Raw genomic sequence first — 17,538 nt, 5'->3', positions numbered from 1 at the left:
ATCGATAAGCTTAGTTATTCATGCGACTGAGTTTATTCTCTGTGATACGGATGATTGTTATTGACGCTCCAAGCTCGATATAGGCTTTCTGCCACAATAACCCTAACCAAAGGGTGAGGTAAGGTCAGGGCAGATAAACACCAGCTTTGGTTGGCCGCCTCTTTACAAGCAGGTGAAAGTCCTTCTGGGCCACCAATAAGTAAGCTGACATCTCTACCATCGAGTTGCCACTTTGTCATTTGCTCGGCAAGTTCTGGTGTTGTCCAGTTTTTACCGGGTAAATCTAGGCTGACAATGTGGTTACCTTTTGCTACTGCCGCTAGCATTAATTCGCCTTCCCTATGTAAAATTCGGGCGATATCAGCATTTTTCCCGCGTTTCCCTGCTGGGATTTCGATGAGTTCCAAAGCCATATCTCTAGGGAAACGGCGTTGGTATTCTTCGAAGCCTCGGGTTACCCAATCGGGCATTTTGGTGCCAACGGCAATAAGCTGTAACTTCATTAGACGCTGTGTTCAGACCAAAGTTTTTCAAGCTCGTAGTAATCACGAGTTTGTTCTTGCATCACATGCAAAATCACTGAGCCTAAATCAACTAATACCCATTCACTGCTGTCACGACCTTCGACCCCAAGAGGTTGCACGCCAGCATTTTTTGCTGACACGATTACGTGCTCACCAATAGATCGAACGTGTGTTTTTGATGTACCAGTACAAATGATCATAGTGTCGGTAATGGTTGACCGCTTAGATACATCTATAACAGTAATATTTTTTGCTTTTAAATCATCGACTTTGTCGATAACGAAATCTTTTAGTTCGGTGCCTTGCACTCGAAGTACCTCATAAGTAAAAATTAACGGAGTATTATACTCAAATTCACTGTTGATGCGCAATTAAGCATGGCTAAACAGCGATAGATTTAATTTTGTGTCCGATGCAGAGTTAACCAACAATCATAAAAATTGAGTTAACTGCTGTGCGGTTTGCAGTGTTAGCGATAGAGCTGATGTTGATGAATGTATTCAGTTGTTGTTTGGGGTAAAACCGTGCTGATATCAATATTTTGAGCTAATTTCTGACGTATTTCAGTTGAGGATATATCAACTAACTGGCTGTTTATGCTGAATATTCTTCCATTTTTAGCATGAAAAGGCGAGTCGAGATAGTCTGCGGTTGCTTGTCTGAATAATAATTGCTTGGTCATTTCGCTGTGGGTGTCCATTGCCCAACCAGGGCGTTGACACAACGCAATATGGCACAGATTAAACAATGATTGCCATTGATACCACAATGGTAATTGAACAAATGAGTCCATGCCCATAATGAAAAAGAATTCATCATCAGGATATTGTTGGGTGAGTAATGTGAGCGTAGTGACACTGTAAGAGGGGGTGTCGCGATTGATTTCGATATCACATAGCTTAAATTCTGGGTATTGCTGGCAAACTAACTTCACCATTTCAAGCCGGTGATGAGTACTGACTACGGTAGTATTTTTATGCGGAGGTATATGATTGGGCATTAGCCAAATCTGGTCTAAATGAAGTTGCTGTTTTACATCTAGTGCAGGATTGATATGTCCTAGATGGATAGGGTCGAACGTGCCACCCAAAATACCGATACGCATTCGCTGTCCTTACTTTTTGTCTCAGTCAGTTAATTCAATATGAGCTAAACGGTTATGTGCTCGTGGATCAAATAAAATGCAAAGATGGCTGAGACCAATCCAATCTTCAAGCCCTTTTTGTTTTAGATTTAATTCTAATTTAGACGCAAACGCGAGCATATGTTCGATATGATCTAAATCTAATCGCGTTATTGCAGCTTGATAGAGTGGTTTACGCTTATCCCAAATCCGGTGCTGGCCCCACAGTTTACTGAGTTGCTCGCCATTATGAACGGCCAGTTTCAAGGTGAGCAGCAAATTTATCTCTTTGAATAAAGCCCACATTAAAATGGGCATAGCAGTGCCTTCAGCCTGCAATTGAGCCAACATATGTTGCGCATGTTTTTGATGATTACCTAGAATGGCATCACAAAGTTGAAACACACTGAAACGAGATTGGTCTTCGAAATATTCACTGAGTTGTTCTGGGGCAATATTTTGCTTAGGGCTGAGCAGTTGTAACAATTGCATCGCTTGTTCAGCCGCCAATAAGTTACCTTCAAATAGGGTAAACAACATGGCTTTGGCATCATGGTGAACCGTGAGTTCATAATGAGAAATACGACTGTCTAACCAGCGTTCAAACTGTTTACCTTCAGGCGTGGTGCAGGGTAGGTATATACCTTTGGCATCGAGTGATTTAAACCATTTGCTATTGGTTTGCTCTGCACTGGCTTTGGGGCCTTGAATAATCAATAACATATCAGGATTAGGGTGTTGCAACAGCGTTTGAAATGCTGCAGCGCCTTCCATGCCAGGTTTGCCTTGCGGCAGGGTTAACTCAATAATCCGCCTACTGGCAAATAAGCTCATTGCTTGCCATTCTTGGACTAAATCTCCCCAGTTAAAACCGGTTTCTTGGCTTAACTGTACACGCTCTTCAAAGCCTTGTTTTTTAGCGGCGTTGAGGATCAATTGTTTACTGTTTTCGATTAACCATGGGTCATCACCAAACAGTAAAAAACATTGAGGTAGCGGTTTGAGATGTTGTTTGAGTTGATCAGGATAAACCCGCATTACTCTGCCCCGATTGACGCCAGAGTTTGGATAATATAATCGGCTGCCTGTACGCGCATTTCTTTAACCAACAACTCCATTTCACGGCTTTTTGCTAATGCAGTACGAGGATCGTCTTGATAATCTCGACGGATTTCAGTATCAAAATTTTGTGGCTCTTGTCCTGGTAAAGTGACCGAATAATGCACTAAGTAGATCAGCTCATATTCTGCGACATTTCCAGTGGGATAAAGTGACAATGTGGCACGTTCCAGTGAGTCGTTAATTAACCGTAATGTCGGTGTTTTTTCTGCTGCATCGACAAGGCTTATACGGTTGATCCGTAATCTGTCACGAACTAAGCGAGTTAACTCACTGTATTCATCGCTGCTGCTTAAATGCAATTCGGCCAATTCGGCAGGGATGGAGTAACTGCGTTGGAGTTTGAAGCCGCATCCTGCAGTGGTCAGTAGCACCAATGTCATTATGGCTAAACAGATTTTTTTGGCTAGCATAGTGAGGGGAGGCATCCTTGTTTATTTGCATGGTTAAATAAATAACTTACCGCGGTGTACCCGCGGTAAGTTATAACACTGAAGCGTTAACGTTATCACCCTAATTTCGGAGGCTGACGAGCCTCCTCATTAAGACAACTTAGTTAGCAACAATACTTAATAGTTTGCCGGGCACGTAAATGACTTTACGAACCGTTAACCCTTCAGTGTGTTTTTGTACGTGCTCATCACTCATGCCTAATGCTTCTACATCTTCTTTTGATGCATCAGCAGCAACAGTAATTTTTGCGCGAACCTTTCCGTTTACTTGTACCACAATGAGCTTGCTGTCTTCGACTAACGCAGACTCATCGACTTCAGGCCAACGGCTATCTTCAATATCACCTTCGTTACCTAGCTCATTCCATAACGTAAACGTCATATGCGGAACAATAGGGTAAAGCAAACGCGTTACTGCAGACAAAGCTTCAGCAAGTAATGCTCGATCTTGAGCCGTTTCTTGTGAGGCTTTCAGTAAATGGTTCATTAGTTCCATTACTGAGGCTACAGCGGTGTTAAACATTTGACGACGTGCAATGTCATCGCTGACTTTGGCAATGGTCTTATGTAATTCACGGCGCAATGCTTTTTGATCGGCATTTAATTTGCTGGTATCTAATGGGTCAGTTTTACCTGCAGCAACATGATCGCTAGCCAATTTCCAGAAACGTTTAATGAAGCGATGTGCTCCTTCAACGCCAGACTCTTGCCATTCCAGGGTTAATTCTGGTGGCGAGGCAAACATCATGAATAAACGTACGGTATCAGCACCGTACTTTTCAACCATAACTTGTGGATCGATACCGTTATTTTTCGATTTAGACATCTTACTCATACCAGTGTAAACCAGTTCATGACCTTGATTGTCTATCGCTTTAATAATGCGGCCTTTGTCGTCTTTTTCTACCACAGTCACTTCTAAAGGTGATACCCAAACTCGGGCACCTTTTTCGTTGGTGTAGTAATAAGCATCTGCTAATACCATGCCTTGAGTCAGTAATTGCTTTGCGGGCTCATCACTGTTGACTAAGCCAGCATCACGTAGCAACTTATGGAAAAAGCGGAAATACAATAAATGCATACAAGCGTGTTCGATACCGCCAATGTACTGATCTACTGGTAACCAGTAGTTAGCTTTAGCAGGATCTAACATTTCGTCTGCGTGAGGGCTACAGTAACGGGCGTAATACCACGATGATTCCATAAAGGTATCAAAGGTATCTGTTTCACGGGTTGCTGGCTGACCGTTGACGGTGGTTTCGGCCCAAGCCTTATCGGCTTTAATTGGACTTTGAATACCGTCCATCACCACATCTTCTGGCAAAATAACTGGCAGTTGATCTTCAGGCGTTGGCACAACAGTACCATCTGCGAGGGTCACCATTGGGATAGGAGCGCCCCAGTAACGCTGACGAGATACACCCCAGTCACGTAAACGGTAGTTTACTTGACGCTTGCCTTTGCCTTCTGCAGTTAATCGAGCATCAATGGCTTCAAAAGCCGCTTGAAAGTCTAAACCGTCAAGCTCTGGGAAAGTGTCTCCAGAATTAAATAGGATGCCTTTTTCGGTGTAGGCTTCTTTGCTGACGTCTACTTCGCCATCTACTGGCTTAATGACCGCTTCAATCGCAAGCTTATATTTAAGCGCAAATTCATAATCGCGTTGATCATGAGCAGGTACCGACATTACCGCACCCGTGCCGTAATTCATCAATACAAAGTTAGCTACCCAAATAGGTACTAACTTGCCGCTAATAGGATGAATAGCTTGTAAACCGGTTGCTACGCCTTTTTTCTCCATCGAAGCCATCGCAGCTTCAGTGGTATCAGCATTTTTACATTCTTCTAAAAATGCGGCTAACTCAGGGTTATTCAATGCAGACTGTTCAGCTAAAGGATGACCTGCTGCAATAGCTACATAAGTCACGCCCATTAACGTATCTGGGCGAGTGGTGTAGATGTCAAACGAGGCATCACTGTCAGCAACGGCAAAGGTCATTTCAATACCTTCACTGCGGCCAATCCAGTTGCGTTGCATGGATTTAACCTGCTCAGGCCAGCCATCTAACGTGTCGATGTCGTTAAGTAATTCTTCAGCGTAATCGGTAATTTTAATAAACCACTGAGGAATTTCTTTCTGAATAACTTCAGTATCACAGCGCCAGCAGCAACCATCTTGTACTTGCTCGTTTGCGAGTACAGTTTCATCGTTTGGACACCAGTTTACTGATGAGGTTTTTTTGTACACTAAACCTTTGGCATACAACTGAGTGAAAAACCATTGTTCCCAACGATAGTACTCAGGGGTACAGGTAGCGATTTCACGACTCCAGTCATAACCAAAGCCTAATAGCTTAAGTTGGTTCTTCATGTAGTCGATATTTTCGTATGTCCACGGTGCCGGCGAGGTCTTATTATTGATCGCGGCATTTTCTGCAGGCAGACCAAATGAGTCCCAACCAATCGGTTGCAAAACATTTTTACCTTGCAAACGTTGATATCGTGCCACTACATCGCCTATTGTGTAGTTACGGACGTGGCCCATGTGAAGACGACCTGAAGGATACGGAAACATTGAAAGACAATAGAATTTCTCTTTGCTTTCATCTTCAGTAACTTCAAAGGTTTTATGTTCGTGCCAGTGCTTTTGCACTAAGGCTTCAATTTCTGAGGGATTATATAGCTCTTGCATCAATCTATTTCCGGCCATGCCGCCCATTGTTTGATCTAACGCTCAGCAGCGAGATTTATAACTGCATAGAATAAACCAGAAGTGATCTATTAAAAAGGTGCGTATTAAGGAGTATTACTTATGAGTGGAAAAAGTTCAGCACTATTAGCCTTATATCAGTCACTATTCGAACAGGTGAAAACCTCGTTTGAGCAAGATAACTCATTGACTGCTAAAAGTTTGTTTAAGTCAGTGACCCAGGGTAAAGAGTATTTAAAACTAAAATCTCATGCAGATGAAGAAGAGCTCGCTTTAGTAGAAGAATTTTTAAAGCGTGACATTGCAGCCTTCTTAAATGAGGAAAATGCCGATAATTTGAGTTTTAGTCCGATGGTTATTGGGATTGAGAATACATTATGGCAGTGGTTGAGCGAAATAACTGATCGTAGCCAAGTGGAGTGGCATGAACTTTTACAAGATTTTAAACATCATGGTGTTTATAAGTCTGGGGAAATTATTAACCAAGGTAAACTGACCTGCGATAAATGTGGTCATCAAATGCAAATCGATTTTCCTGGGGTCATCCCCGACTGCCCAAAATGTGATTATAATGAGTTTTCAAGGGAGCCGTTAACACCATAATCAGCTAAGTGAATACTTAAAACTCTACTCGGTAATGGTAGTGACTCGTACTGCTGTTACCGATCATTTCATCATACGCTGTCTGAATTTCTAGCATGGCATAATGAATGCCTTGTTGTTTCAATAACACTTCAGCTTGTTTGATTGAGTTGAAACTCAGCTGTTTCCCTGCTTTATTGCGAACACTGTAAAAATTTCCCAGCAGATCTTTAACACCGAGCAAATAATGATTTGAGTCGGCATAACTAATAATCGTTGGATGTTTAGTTTGTTGGGATATGGCTAATTTTATTTCAAATAGTTGCATCGTAATCTTCACCAATAGTTGTTTACTTAAGACATTACGAAGCAAGCTGAAGCTTAGTTTATATTGATAGCTTATTTTTAACATCTAAATGCATTGAAAGACGGTTTTAGATTAGCAACCACTGACTACAGTTTGATATTGGGGTGCTGTATTTGCATCTGCGGCTTGAGTGTAAGAAAAGTAACAATTGTCATTGATGACCTGGCCATTATCATCTTTATCATATCCGATATAAGTAATAGCAATTCCTTGATATTGAATGGTAAAAGCGTCATCCACAACGATCCATTTTTCAATGTCCGTGTTGTCTAAATAGCCCCATTTTAACCGAGTTTCAAATACTCCGTCGTTGTCGATATCAATATCGATTAAGTCATCGCGGTTTGTGACGGCTTGCACTCGTAAGCTCGTCATTTTTGAACGGGCATACACCAGAGTATTGGCTGTTTTAATGCTGCCCATGAGGCCCGATAGGGTGCGCTGTCTCGCTTCGGTACTCAAGCCAATAAATTTAGGTGCTGCAACCAGCGCTAGAATGCCTAAAATAATGATGACCACAATCAACTCTATTAAGGTAAATCCTTTTGAGAGAACCTGTGTTTGGAGTCGAATCGATTGTGACATCAAATTGTCCTGTTATTTACGTAAGACGTTTCTGACACCAAATAACACTAATAAACCGCACAGTATGAGTAAGGGGAATTGACCTATTTTTCTAAACCAAGTTTCACCTTGATAAAGTGCAATATTGGTTACTAACACCCCAGTTTCAAACTGCGGGATAGCATCGGTAATTCGTCCATGCGGATCAACGACTGCAGTAATGCCATTATTGGTACCACGCAGAAGAGGTTTACCCATTTCAATGGCACGCATTTGGGCTATTTCCATGTGTTGTAATGGCCCGTTAGATGCGCCAAACCAAGCGTCGTTTGATACTGTGAGTAGCATATCTGTTTCATTTGTAACGCTTGCTCTTACTTGCTCTGGAAAGGCAATTTCATAACAAATCGCCGGTGCTACATGATAACCCAGTGCAATTAAATTAGGTTGAGTGTAGTCACCACGTTGGAATGATGACATTGGTAAATTAAAAAACGGTGCAATAGGGCGTAATAAATCCCCTAATGGCACGAACTCACCAATTGGCAGTAAATGATGTTTCTTAAACTCGTTGGTGCCACCGGCAATATAGTCAGCACTTTGTTGCTGTTTCTGATGGTGATTACCTAATACGATTAATGAGTTATAAAAATCATTTTGCTGGTGGCTAATAATGCCTGTAATAATCGCAATGTTATTCATATTGGCGACTTGATTGGCATTCAATAAAAAGTCTTCCACCATGGCTTCTGGTGCAGGAATGGCAGCTTCTGGCCAAATAACGATATCGACACTAGAGGCATCATCAAATTGCTCACGGGTTAAATCCATGTATTTAAGCATGGTTGGCCACAATGCATCTGGCTCCCACTTCATACTTTGGGAAATATTACCCTGCACTAATGCCACTTTAACTGTTTTACCACTGGCTGATATTGGGTTGAGTTGCGGTGCCGCCCAAGCGCTTAATGCCAAGATAGGTAATATGATTAACACTGGGAATACTCGCTTTTGTGTTAACAGCATCAGTGAGCCTGCAACTAAAGCCACCACAAAGCTCAGTCCTAACGCACCAATAAAGCTGGCAAATTCACTAAGAGGCCCTAATGTTTGGCTGTAGCCAGCCCAAATCCAAGGGAAACCTGTCAGTACCCATCCTCTTAACCATTCAGTTAGCACCCATAATGCTGGGAATAATCCTAGATAGGTAAAGTAAGGATTTAAGGAGTGCTTAGCTGTGCGAGATAACTTGCTGAGCAAGTATCCTGTTATTGCGGGATAAATTGCCAGATACAGTGCCAGTAAAGCCATTAAGGTTATCGACACAACAATGGGCATGCCACCAAAGGTATCAATACTGACATGCACCCAACTAATGCCAATGGCAAAGCAGCCAAAACCGAAACTAAGCCAGTAATACAAACTTTGTTTGGCGGTTAATGTATGACTCTGCCATAGGGCAAAACTCAATGCTAAAGGAAATATGGCCCAAATTTCATAAGGCGCAAACGAAAGTGCCGTACTGGCGCCAGCAATAAATGCCGTCACCAGACGAACAATACTCAAAGAAGAGTGTAAAGGTTGAGTTTTTAGCACGATTTAGTCGTCGAATTCTTCACTAATATTAGGGTCAGGGAGTTTAACACGAAGTTGCACCAAGCGGCGGTTATCTGCGTTAATGACTTTGAACTCGATATTGTTGATGATAATGCTTTCATTACGTTCTGGTAAATGGCCAAATGCATGCGACACCATACCACCGACAGTATCGAACTCTTCATCACTGAAGTTGGTACCACAGGCATCGTTGAAATCTTCAATTTCAGTCAGCGCTTTTACCATGAACACCGTGTTACTGAGTTTTTTGATTTCGGTATCTTCAACTGAATTATGGTCAAATTCATCTTCAATTTCCCCGACAATTTCTTCGAGAATATCTTCAATAGTGACTAGGCCTGACACTCCACCATATTCATCGACAACAATCGCCATATGGTAGCGCTGCGAGCGGAATTCTTTGAGCAGTACATCGACTCTTTTACTTTCAGGAACGACCACGGCAGGTCTAATCACTTGGGCAAGAGTAAAAGATTCATCAGATTGTTTAAATCCGTATTTGATCAAATCTTTAGCCAGTAAAATGCCTTCAATATGATCTTTGTCTTCATTAACAACAGGGAAGCGAGAGTGACCTGAATCCATGACGATTTCTAAAAACTCATCGACGGTCGAGTCTATTTGAATGGTAACAATTTGCGATCTTGGGATCATGATGTCGCGCACACGAAGGTCGGAAACCTCTAATACACCTTTAATCATTTCGCGAGTATCTTCGGTGATGAGGTCACGCATTTCTGCACCGGCGATGACATCAACTAAATCTTCGCGATTTTGAGGTTCGCCCTGAAATAATTGGTTAATTTTATCGAACCAGCTCTTCTTGTGGGCGTTTGTACTCGGGGGGATATCGTCACTCATAATATTTACCTAAACAGGGTTATCTATAAGATATACCTTGTTTATTTATGCTTCCTTATAGGGATTGTCAAAACCTAAGCCTTCAACAAGTTGGGTCTCTAATGACTCCATCTCATCGGCTTCTTCGTCGATAATATGGTCATAACCCAGCAAATGCAAGCTACCGTGTATGACCATGTGTGCCCAGTGTGCGATTAGCGGTTTATTTTGCTCAATTGCTTCTCGTTCCACCACTGGTGCACAGATAACGAGGTCACCCAATAATGGCAATTCAACTTCAGGCGGCGCTTCAAACGGAAACGACAATACGTTAGTTGGTTTGTCTTTACCGCGATAAGTTGAATTGAGCTGCTGACTCTCGGCAATATCAACAATACGAATGGTTAACTCGACTACTGGCATTGTTTGGCCAATAGCCGTTCGAACCCAAGTTTCAAACTCAGCTTGAGTCGGTAAATGTGGATTATCGACTGCAATTTGCAGGTCGAGATCTAATGATATCCCTTGCTGGCTCATTGAGCACTTTCCTCTTTATCTATTAGCTGACGTTTCTGCTCACGTTCACGATAAGCTTGTTCTTTGATGGTTTTTTGGATTTGCTCTTGTTGCTCGAATGCTTCATACGCTTCAACGATACGAGCAACAACAGGGTGGCGGACCACATCTTGGGCAATAAAGAAATTAAAGCTGATCTCAGATACTTCACTGAGAACCTCAATGGCGTGACGTAGGCCTGATTTTTGGCTACGAGGTAAATCAATTTGAGTAATGTCGCCAGTGATCACCGCACGAGAATTAAACCCAATACGGGTTAAGAACATTTTCATTTGTTCAACTGTGGTGTTTTGGGCTTCATCTAAAATAATGAAAGCATCATTGAGAGTCCGGCCGCGCATGTAAGCGAGCGGGGCGACTTCAATTACGCCGCGTTCAATCAGTTTTTCAACCTTCTCAAAACCCATCATCTCAAATAAGGCATCATAAAGTGGGCGTAGATATGGATCTACTTTTTGGCTTAAATCGCCCGGTAAAAAACCGAGTTTCTCGCCGGCTTCAACCGCAGGACGAGTTAATAGAATACGACGCACTTCTTGTCGCTCATACGCATCAACCGCCGCTGCAACAGCAAGGTAAGTTTTACCTGTACCAGCAGGGCCAATACCAAAGCTGATGTCGTGACGAGTGATATTATGCATGTACACACTTTGATTTGGTGTACGAGGCTTAATCACACCACGCTTAGTTTTTATATGGATGCTACTGTCGTCAGAGTCTTGCTGTGCTTCAAGGTTAATGGCTTCTTGAATGGCTAAATGCACTACTTCAGGTTCTAAGTCTGGCGTGCTGCCTTTTACGGTTTGGGTTTCAATGTATAACTGACGCAGCAAGTTATTGGCATTGAGCGCATTACGTGGTAGTCCAACAATAGTGAAGTGGTTATCTTTATGAACAATCTCAACACCTAATCGGCGCTCTAGCTGTTTGATGTTGTCATCAAATGGGCCACATAATGACACGAGGCGGCGAGTATCTGAAGGTTCTAGATACAAATTCATGGTAGTGACTTTAGTGGTCAAATAAGGCTCCAGGTTTTGGTATTGGACAACAAAATATATGCCATTTAGTAATAATGACAGTTTACGAGTCTCTGTATCGAATTACCATAATATGACTAATTTTAGGCAAAATTAAAGGCGGACAAGCCGCCTTTAATATCATCTTAAGCAACAAACATGAATTACGGCTTAAAGTGGGTCACACCTAATACGTCATCTTGCTTGTGTTTAGCCATAATATCAGCTGGTTGTAAACTGCGTCGTAAATCCATTTCATCTTCACCACGGACAAATTCGCCGCGTAATGAGTTGGTATAAACATCAACAATTTTCACATCAACGAAACTGCCGATATGAGTGTGGGCGGCTTCAAAGTTAACGACTCGACTGTTTTCAGTACGACCGCGAAGTTCCATTGGATTCTTTACCGATGGACCTTCTACTAAAATACGTTGAACCGAGCCTAACATATGACGGCTATAACGCATTGCTTGTTGCGTAATGCGCTCTTGTAAAATCGCTAAACGCTGCTTCTTTTCTTCGTCGCTAACATCATCAGGCAAATCTGCCGCAGGCGTGCCTGGGCGAGCGCTGTAGATAAAGCTAAAGCTGTGGTCAAAACCAACATCTTCAATCAGTTTCATGGTATCAGCGAAATCTTGTTTAGATTCGCCAGGGAAACCAATAATAAAGTCTGAACTGATTTGAATATCAGGACGCGCTTTACGCAAGCGACGAATAATCGACTTGTATTCAATTGCCATGTGACCGCGTTTCATTTGGGTCAAAATACGATCAGAACCCGATTGCACCGGTAAATGCAGGAAGCTCACCAATTCAGGCGTGTCTTCATACACATCGATAATGTCTTGGGTGAATTCAATTGGGTGGCTAGTGGTAAAACGTAGACGGTCGATACCGTCAATTGAGGCCACTAGGCGCAATAATTCCGCAAAGGTACATATCTCATCATCATGAGTTGCACCGCGATATGCGTTAACGTTTTGACCTAATAAATTGACTTCACGTACACCTTGGGCGGCTAATTGGGCCACTTCAAGAATAACGTCATCTAACGGACGGCTGACTTCTTCACCACGGGTATAAGGTACCACGCAGAAAGAACAGTACTTACTGCAACCTTCCATAATTGACACGAACGCGGTTGGACCGTCAGCGCGAGGCTCAGGAAGACGATCGAACTTCTCAATTTCTGGGAAACTGATATCAATCACGGCTTTTTCGCCACGTTGAATTTGTTCAATCATCTCAGGTAAACGATGCAATGTTTGTGGACCAAAGATAATATCAACGCATTGAGCGCGATCTTTAATTGCTTTACCTTCTTGCGAGGCAACGCAACCGCCGACCCCAATAATTAAATTAGGATTTTTATCTTTTAAAGATTTCCAACGCCCTAGCTGATGGAATACCTTCTCCTGTGCTTTTTCACGAATAGAGCAAGTATTAAGCAGCAGAACATCTGCTTCGCTTGCGTCCTCGGTCAAGGTATATCCTTGATAGTCGTCTAATAAATCGGCCATCTTTGATGAGTCATACTCATTCATTTGACAGCCCCAGGTTTTAATATGAAGTTTTTTACTCATCAGTGCTCGCCAGTAAATCACAGTAAAAATAGCGCGACATTTTACCTGTTGTCAGGCGGTCTGGCTAGCACTAGTGCAAGTTTCACTCATTTGAATCTAAACTTTGTAATAGCCTTGAAAATTGTAATGATTTATCGTTGGCGTTAAACGTGATGGATTGAGCGGAGTAAAAACCAAATTCCGCGGCCATTTGGCGACTTTGTTGCTGGACTTGAACGAGATTACTTTGGCTTAAATCGCGATTAAAGCTGAGCAACATTTCCGTGGTTTGTTGATATAGGGCATAATCGAATGCATTACGATATGTCACGGTAATGGTTTCAATGGAACCTATATTTGTTGCGTCCGGAATGATTAAATTATTTTTGGGGTTATTGGCACTGGCATTAGTCGACAGTATTAATGCGCAACTTATGATTGTGGTGATCAAAACTGTGGCAATTAAACCATAGCGAATGTAATGGCGTACAAATTGATGGTGACGGTTCATGATGTCCTCTCTTGATTACGTAAAGTGGATCAATTAATCAGACAGTCACAGTATATAAAATCGTTTATTGATTGATTTTTGTTCATTGTAAGCGGATGTAGGAAAAAGCCGTTATAGCAACATTTGGTCATGCTTTAGCTCTTATAGACATATTTATACATATATTGACCTCTATTCACTGTCATATTAAACAGAAACTCATCTCACTATTTATGGATGCCAACACAATGCAAGATGCTTCATTCACATCAACGAACACCACTGGTCACACTAATCATTATGATGTTGTCGTTGTTGGCGGCGGAATGGTCGGTGCAGCAGCAGCGATTGGATTAGGTCAGTTAGGGCTCAGTGTTGCAGTGATTGAATCTCGCCAACCGCAACCTTATGAACCTGAGCAGCCTCTAGATGTACGAGTTTCGGCAATTAGTGTGGCATCTGAGCAATTGTTAGCGCGACTTGGTGTTATGGATGAGCTGCTAACCATGCGTCATGTGCAATATACTGGTTTAGAAACATGGGAACTTGATGGCTGCCTTACTGCATTTAGCGCCGAACAAGTTGGCCAGCCGCACTTAGGCTATTTTTTTGAAAACCGTTTAATTCAATTAAGCCTATGGCAACAAATTCATCAAATGGACAACATCACCTTACTGTGTCCAGCTAAAGTGATGCAGTTTTCGCGTTTAAGAGATGGTCATCAAGTCGGTGTTTTGCTGGATAATGGCGATATGCTTACTACAGCATTACTTGTTGGTGCCGATGGGGCTAACTCGCAAGTGCGCCAATGGGCTGGTATTGGGGTGACAGGTTGGGATTATGCCCAATCGGCAATGTTAATCAATATAAGTACTCAAACTCCGCAGCAATCAATTACCTGGCAGCAATTTACTCCAGCAGGGCCTAGAAGCTTACTGCCGCTTCCTGGAAATAATGCTTCGTTAGTGTGGTATGACGATGCCAATCGTATTAAACAGTTATCTCAACTGAATGATCTACAACTTGCTGAACAAATCAGGCTGCATTTCCCATCGAGATTAGACCCTAATTTTACTGTTGAAAATCGCGGTAGTTTTCCATTAACTCGGCGCCATGCACAACAATATTATCAAGATAATCTGGTTATTATTGGCGATGCAGCTCACACGATTAATCCATTAGCTGGCCAAGGCGTTAATATTGGCTTTAAAGATGTCGATGTGCTGGTGGCTCAAATTGCTAATGCTATTGGTAATGGTAAAACATGGTGGCATGCGAGTGTATTAAAGCATTATCAGCAGGCGCGATATTATGATAATCAATTGATGATGACTGCAATGGATGCTTTTTACGCTGGTTTTAGTAACAATTTATTGCCATTAAAATTACTGCGTAATGGCGCGTTAAAACTGGCCAATATCGACTCACCGCTAAAACGTAAAGTATTGAAGTACGCGCTTGGGCTGAATTAAACTATCGGTTGGCGATATGTGCCATTTGTTAGCTAGGCTTACTACGCAACAAACATGACTTCTATAAAGAGTCGTCAACCGTAAAGCATGAGTGGCTTTGAATGATTACATTATGAGTGAAATTGGTATAAAATGCCGCGTTTTGCATCATGTGTATTTTGATGTACCCCATGAAGGCATTTAGCAGCATTGTTTGCTATTAAACTGACTAGGTTGTGATGAGTAACATTAAATTGATTGTCGGGTTGGCAAATCCGGGTGCTGAATACGCACAAACTCGCCATAATGCTGGTGCATGGTACGCGCAAGAATTAGCGCGTATATGTAATGTCCCTTTGGTTGCAGAGAGTAAATATTTTGGTGTCACAGCCCGTGCAACGTTGCATGGCAGGGATGTTCGTTTACTGATCCCGACAACGTATATGAACTTAAGTGGTAAGTCGGTTGCAGCGTTAGCCAATTTTTTCCGCATTTTGCCCGAGGAAATCTTAGTCGCCCATGATGAGCTGGATATGGATCCTGGTGTGGCTAAATTCAAGTTGGGCGGTGGCCATGGTGGTCATAATGGTTTAAAAGACATTATTGCCAGTTTAGGTAACGACAAAAACTTTCATCGTTTGCGCATTGGCATTGGCCATCCAGGCGATAAAAATAAAGTCAGCGGCTACGTACTTGGCAGGGCACCAACGATAGAGCAAGAGCGAATAAACGCCGCGATTGATGAAGCGGTTCGTTCAACCGAGATTTTATTTAACCAAGACATGGCGAAAGCCATGCATAGATTACATTCGTTCAAAGCAGAATAAGCCAAGCGAGTTTTGTTTTAACACCCTTTCGACATCATTATCCAATGGGATAACTCTACATATATAAAGGTAAGCATATGGGTTTTAAATGCGGCATTGTTGGTCTGCCAAACGTGGGTAAGTCAACGTTGTTTAATGCGTTAACACAAGCGGGTATTGAAGCGGCAAACTTTCCGTTTTGCACTATTGAGCCAAACACGGGTGTGGTACCGGTACCAGATGCACGTCTTGATGCGTTAGCTGCTATTGTTAAACCTCAACGTATTTTACCTACTTCTATGGAGTTCGTTGATATCGCTGGTCTAGTCGCTGGTGCATCGAAAGGTGAAGGCTTAGGTAACAAGTTTTTAGCTAACATTCGTGAAACTGATGCAATTGGTCATGTAGTACGCTGTTTTGAAGACCCGAACATTGTTCACGTAGCGAATAAAATTGATCCAGCTGGCGATATTGAAGTCATTAATACAGAGCTAGCTCTAGCAGACTTAGACGCATGTGAGCGCGCTATTTTTCGTCAAGCTAAACGTGCTAAAGGCGGCGACGGTGATGCAAAATTTGAAGTCGCTGTACTTGAAAAAATGCGTCCATTGTTAAATGAAGGCCAAATGTTGCGTTCGTTGGAATTAACTAAAGAAGAGTTAGCAGCCGTTGCTTACCTTAACTTCTTAACGATTAAACCAACAATGTACATTGCTAACGTTGCCGATGATGGTTTCGAAAACAACCCTCATTTAGATGTTGTTCGTGCTATTGCCGCTACAGAAAATGCTATCGTTGTGCCTGTATGTGCTGCTATTGAATCTGAATTAGCAGAAATGGAAGCAGATGACCGCGCAGAGTTTATGGCTGACCTTGGTTTAGAAGAGTCTGGCTTAGACCGCGTAATTCGTGCAGGTTACGAATTACTGAATCTGCAAACGTACTTTACTGCAGGTGTAAAAGAAGTTCGCGCATGGACAGTACCTGTTGGTGCTTCTGCCCCACAAGCTGCAGGCGTAATCCATACCGACTTTGAACGTGGCTTTATTCGTGCACAGGTTATGGCATATCAAGATTTTATTACCTACAAAGGTGAAGCTGGCGCCAAAGATGCTGGTAAATTACGTGTTGAAGGTAAAACATACATCGTTAAAGATGGCGATGTAATGCATTTCTTATTTAACGTATAAGTGTCACTTACGTTAATTAGAAATTAAAATGGGGCGTAAAGGTGTTTAAGGTGTGTTAATTGGGTTTATTTTGTCGATTCGGCATTCAGTTTGGTGAAGTTATAGCCGAACAAGTCGAATTGATGAAAATAGCGAAAAAAACCAGTTGACCTAGATAACCTGAATAAGCATAATACGCCCCGTTCCTCACCAAGAGGGATAGCAAGAAATAGTGGCAATATAGCTCAGCTGGTTAGAGCACAGCACTCATAATGCTGGGGTCGCAGGTTCAAGTCCCGCTATTGCTACCATCTATTTCTTACCCATCTGCTCAAGATGTTAAACTAGAGTGTTGTGCGGGAGTGGTGGAATTGGTAGACACGCCAGATTTAGGTTCTGGTGCCGCAAGGTGTGAGAGTTCAAGTCTCTCCTTCCGTACCATTTATTAGAAATATTGGCTTAAGCGGATGTTTCAAAAAGTTTGATTGGGATATCGCCAAGCGGTAAGGCACTGGGTTTTGATCTCAGCATTCCAAGGTTCGAATCCTTGTATCCCAGCCA

The 17,538-nt window shown here is 42.3% G+C and carries 18 protein-coding genes and 3 tRNA genes; 7 read left to right on the top strand and 14 right to left on the bottom strand.

Annotated features, from left to right (window positions below; genetic code table 11):
- Positions 1–32: 32 nt before the first annotated feature.
- The 6 genes from rlmH to leuS form a co-directional block, all read right to left on the bottom strand.
- Positions 33–503: a 23S rRNA (pseudouridine(1915)-N(3))-methyltransferase RlmH gene (rlmH, locus tag AAEY94_RS19935; RefSeq protein WP_350979788.1), complete on the bottom strand. Its 471-nt coding sequence runs from the start codon at positions 501–503 to the stop codon at positions 33–35.
- Positions 503–832 carry a ribosome silencing factor gene (rsfS, locus tag AAEY94_RS19930; protein ID WP_011636184.1) on the bottom strand — a complete coding sequence of 110 codons (330 nt, stop codon included), beginning with the start codon at positions 830–832 and terminating at the stop codon, positions 503–505. The genes rlmH and rsfS overlap by 1 nt, the downstream gene beginning before the upstream one ends.
- A gap of 161 nt (positions 833–993) precedes the next feature.
- Entirely contained in the window at positions 994–1,629 is a 636-nt protein-coding gene (gene nadD, locus AAEY94_RS19925; protein ID WP_350979786.1) for a nicotinate-nucleotide adenylyltransferase, read from the bottom strand.
- A 21-nt stretch (positions 1,630–1,650) separates the two neighbouring features.
- The gene (gene holA, locus AAEY94_RS19920; RefSeq protein ID WP_182744297.1) at positions 1,651–2,685 is read right to left on the bottom strand and encodes a DNA polymerase III subunit delta; all 1,035 of its coding nucleotides are present in this window, start codon (positions 2,683–2,685) and stop codon (positions 1,651–1,653) included.
- The gene (locus tag AAEY94_RS19915) at positions 2,685–3,179 is read right to left on the bottom strand and encodes an LPS-assembly lipoprotein LptE (RefSeq protein WP_350979783.1); all 495 of its coding nucleotides are present in this window, start codon (positions 3,177–3,179) and stop codon (positions 2,685–2,687) included. The genes holA and AAEY94_RS19915 overlap by 1 nt, the downstream gene beginning before the upstream one ends.
- A 139-nt stretch (positions 3,180–3,318) precedes the next feature.
- Positions 3,319–5,910, bottom strand: a complete 2,592-nt coding sequence (gene leuS, locus AAEY94_RS19910) for a leucine--tRNA ligase (RefSeq protein WP_350979800.1) — start codon at positions 5,908–5,910, stop codon at positions 3,319–3,321.
- A gap of 120 nt (positions 5,911–6,030) precedes the next feature.
- On the opposite strand from leuS, the gene AAEY94_RS19905 reads away from it, so the two are divergent.
- Positions 6,031–6,531, top strand: coding sequence for a zinc ribbon-containing protein (locus AAEY94_RS19905; protein ID WP_101088702.1), 501 nt, complete (start codon positions 6,031–6,033; stop codon positions 6,529–6,531).
- Positions 6,532–6,547: 16 nt separating this feature from the next.
- On the opposite strand, the gene AAEY94_RS19900 is transcribed toward AAEY94_RS19905, so the two are convergent.
- From AAEY94_RS19900 to AAEY94_RS19865, 8 genes are all read right to left on the bottom strand, one after another.
- The gene (locus AAEY94_RS19900) at positions 6,548–6,838 is read right to left on the bottom strand and encodes a DUF6482 family protein (protein ID WP_174839650.1); all 291 of its coding nucleotides are present in this window, start codon (positions 6,836–6,838) and stop codon (positions 6,548–6,550) included.
- A gap of 111 nt (positions 6,839–6,949) precedes the next feature.
- The gene (locus AAEY94_RS19895; RefSeq protein WP_101088703.1) at positions 6,950–7,462 is read right to left on the bottom strand and encodes a prepilin-type N-terminal cleavage/methylation domain-containing protein; all 513 of its coding nucleotides are present in this window, start codon (positions 7,460–7,462) and stop codon (positions 6,950–6,952) included.
- 12 nt (positions 7,463–7,474) lie between these two features.
- Positions 7,475–9,037, bottom strand: coding sequence for an apolipoprotein N-acyltransferase (lnt, locus tag AAEY94_RS19890; protein WP_350979780.1), 1,563 nt, complete (start codon positions 9,035–9,037; stop codon positions 7,475–7,477).
- Between the two features lie 3 nt (positions 9,038–9,040).
- Entirely contained in the window at positions 9,041–9,919 is an 879-nt protein-coding gene (gene corC / locus AAEY94_RS19885) for a CNNM family magnesium/cobalt transport protein CorC (RefSeq protein WP_101088705.1), read from the bottom strand.
- 45 nt (positions 9,920–9,964) lie between these two features.
- The gene (ybeY, locus tag AAEY94_RS19880; RefSeq protein WP_350979778.1) at positions 9,965–10,435 is read right to left on the bottom strand and encodes an rRNA maturation RNase YbeY; all 471 of its coding nucleotides are present in this window, start codon (positions 10,433–10,435) and stop codon (positions 9,965–9,967) included.
- Entirely contained in the window at positions 10,432–11,496 is a 1,065-nt protein-coding gene (locus AAEY94_RS19875; RefSeq protein WP_162023778.1) for a PhoH family protein, read from the bottom strand. The genes ybeY and AAEY94_RS19875 overlap by 4 nt, the downstream gene beginning before the upstream one ends.
- A 161-nt stretch (positions 11,497–11,657) precedes the next feature.
- Entirely contained in the window at positions 11,658–13,082 is a 1,425-nt protein-coding gene (gene miaB / locus AAEY94_RS19870) for a tRNA (N6-isopentenyl adenosine(37)-C2)-methylthiotransferase MiaB (RefSeq protein WP_350979775.1), read from the bottom strand.
- A gap of 82 nt (positions 13,083–13,164) precedes the next feature.
- The gene (locus AAEY94_RS19865; RefSeq protein ID WP_350979773.1) at positions 13,165–13,572 is read right to left on the bottom strand and encodes a hypothetical protein; all 408 of its coding nucleotides are present in this window, start codon (positions 13,570–13,572) and stop codon (positions 13,165–13,167) included.
- 227 nt (positions 13,573–13,799) lie between these two features.
- Between AAEY94_RS19865 and AAEY94_RS19860 the strand changes: the two genes are divergently transcribed.
- From AAEY94_RS19860 to AAEY94_RS19835, 6 genes are all read left to right on the top strand, one after another.
- On the top strand, positions 13,800–15,023 hold the full coding sequence (locus AAEY94_RS19860; protein ID WP_350979771.1) for an FAD-dependent monooxygenase: 1,224 nt from the start codon (positions 13,800–13,802) through the stop codon (positions 15,021–15,023).
- A gap of 218 nt (positions 15,024–15,241) precedes the next feature.
- On the top strand, positions 15,242–15,829 hold the full coding sequence (gene pth / locus AAEY94_RS19855; RefSeq protein ID WP_350979769.1) for an aminoacyl-tRNA hydrolase: 588 nt from the start codon (positions 15,242–15,244) through the stop codon (positions 15,827–15,829).
- 77 nt (positions 15,830–15,906) lie between these two features.
- Entirely contained in the window at positions 15,907–16,998 is a 1,092-nt protein-coding gene (gene ychF / locus AAEY94_RS19850; protein ID WP_101088712.1) for a redox-regulated ATPase YchF, read from the top strand.
- A gap of 213 nt (positions 16,999–17,211) precedes the next feature.
- Positions 17,212–17,288: transfer RNA gene (locus AAEY94_RS19845), tRNA-Met, on the top strand.
- Between the two features lie 45 nt (positions 17,289–17,333).
- A tRNA-Leu gene (locus tag AAEY94_RS19840) sits at positions 17,334–17,418 on the top strand.
- 45 nt (positions 17,419–17,463) lie between these two features.
- Positions 17,464–17,538, top strand: a tRNA-Gln gene (locus AAEY94_RS19835).

This window comes from Shewanella sp. AC34-MNA-CIBAN-0136, assembly GCF_040309945.1.
Taxonomy (GTDB): Bacteria; Pseudomonadota; Gammaproteobacteria; order Enterobacterales; family Shewanellaceae; genus Shewanella.
Note: the sequence above shows the minus strand (reverse complement) of the source record. Positions and strands in the feature narration are given on the sequence as shown.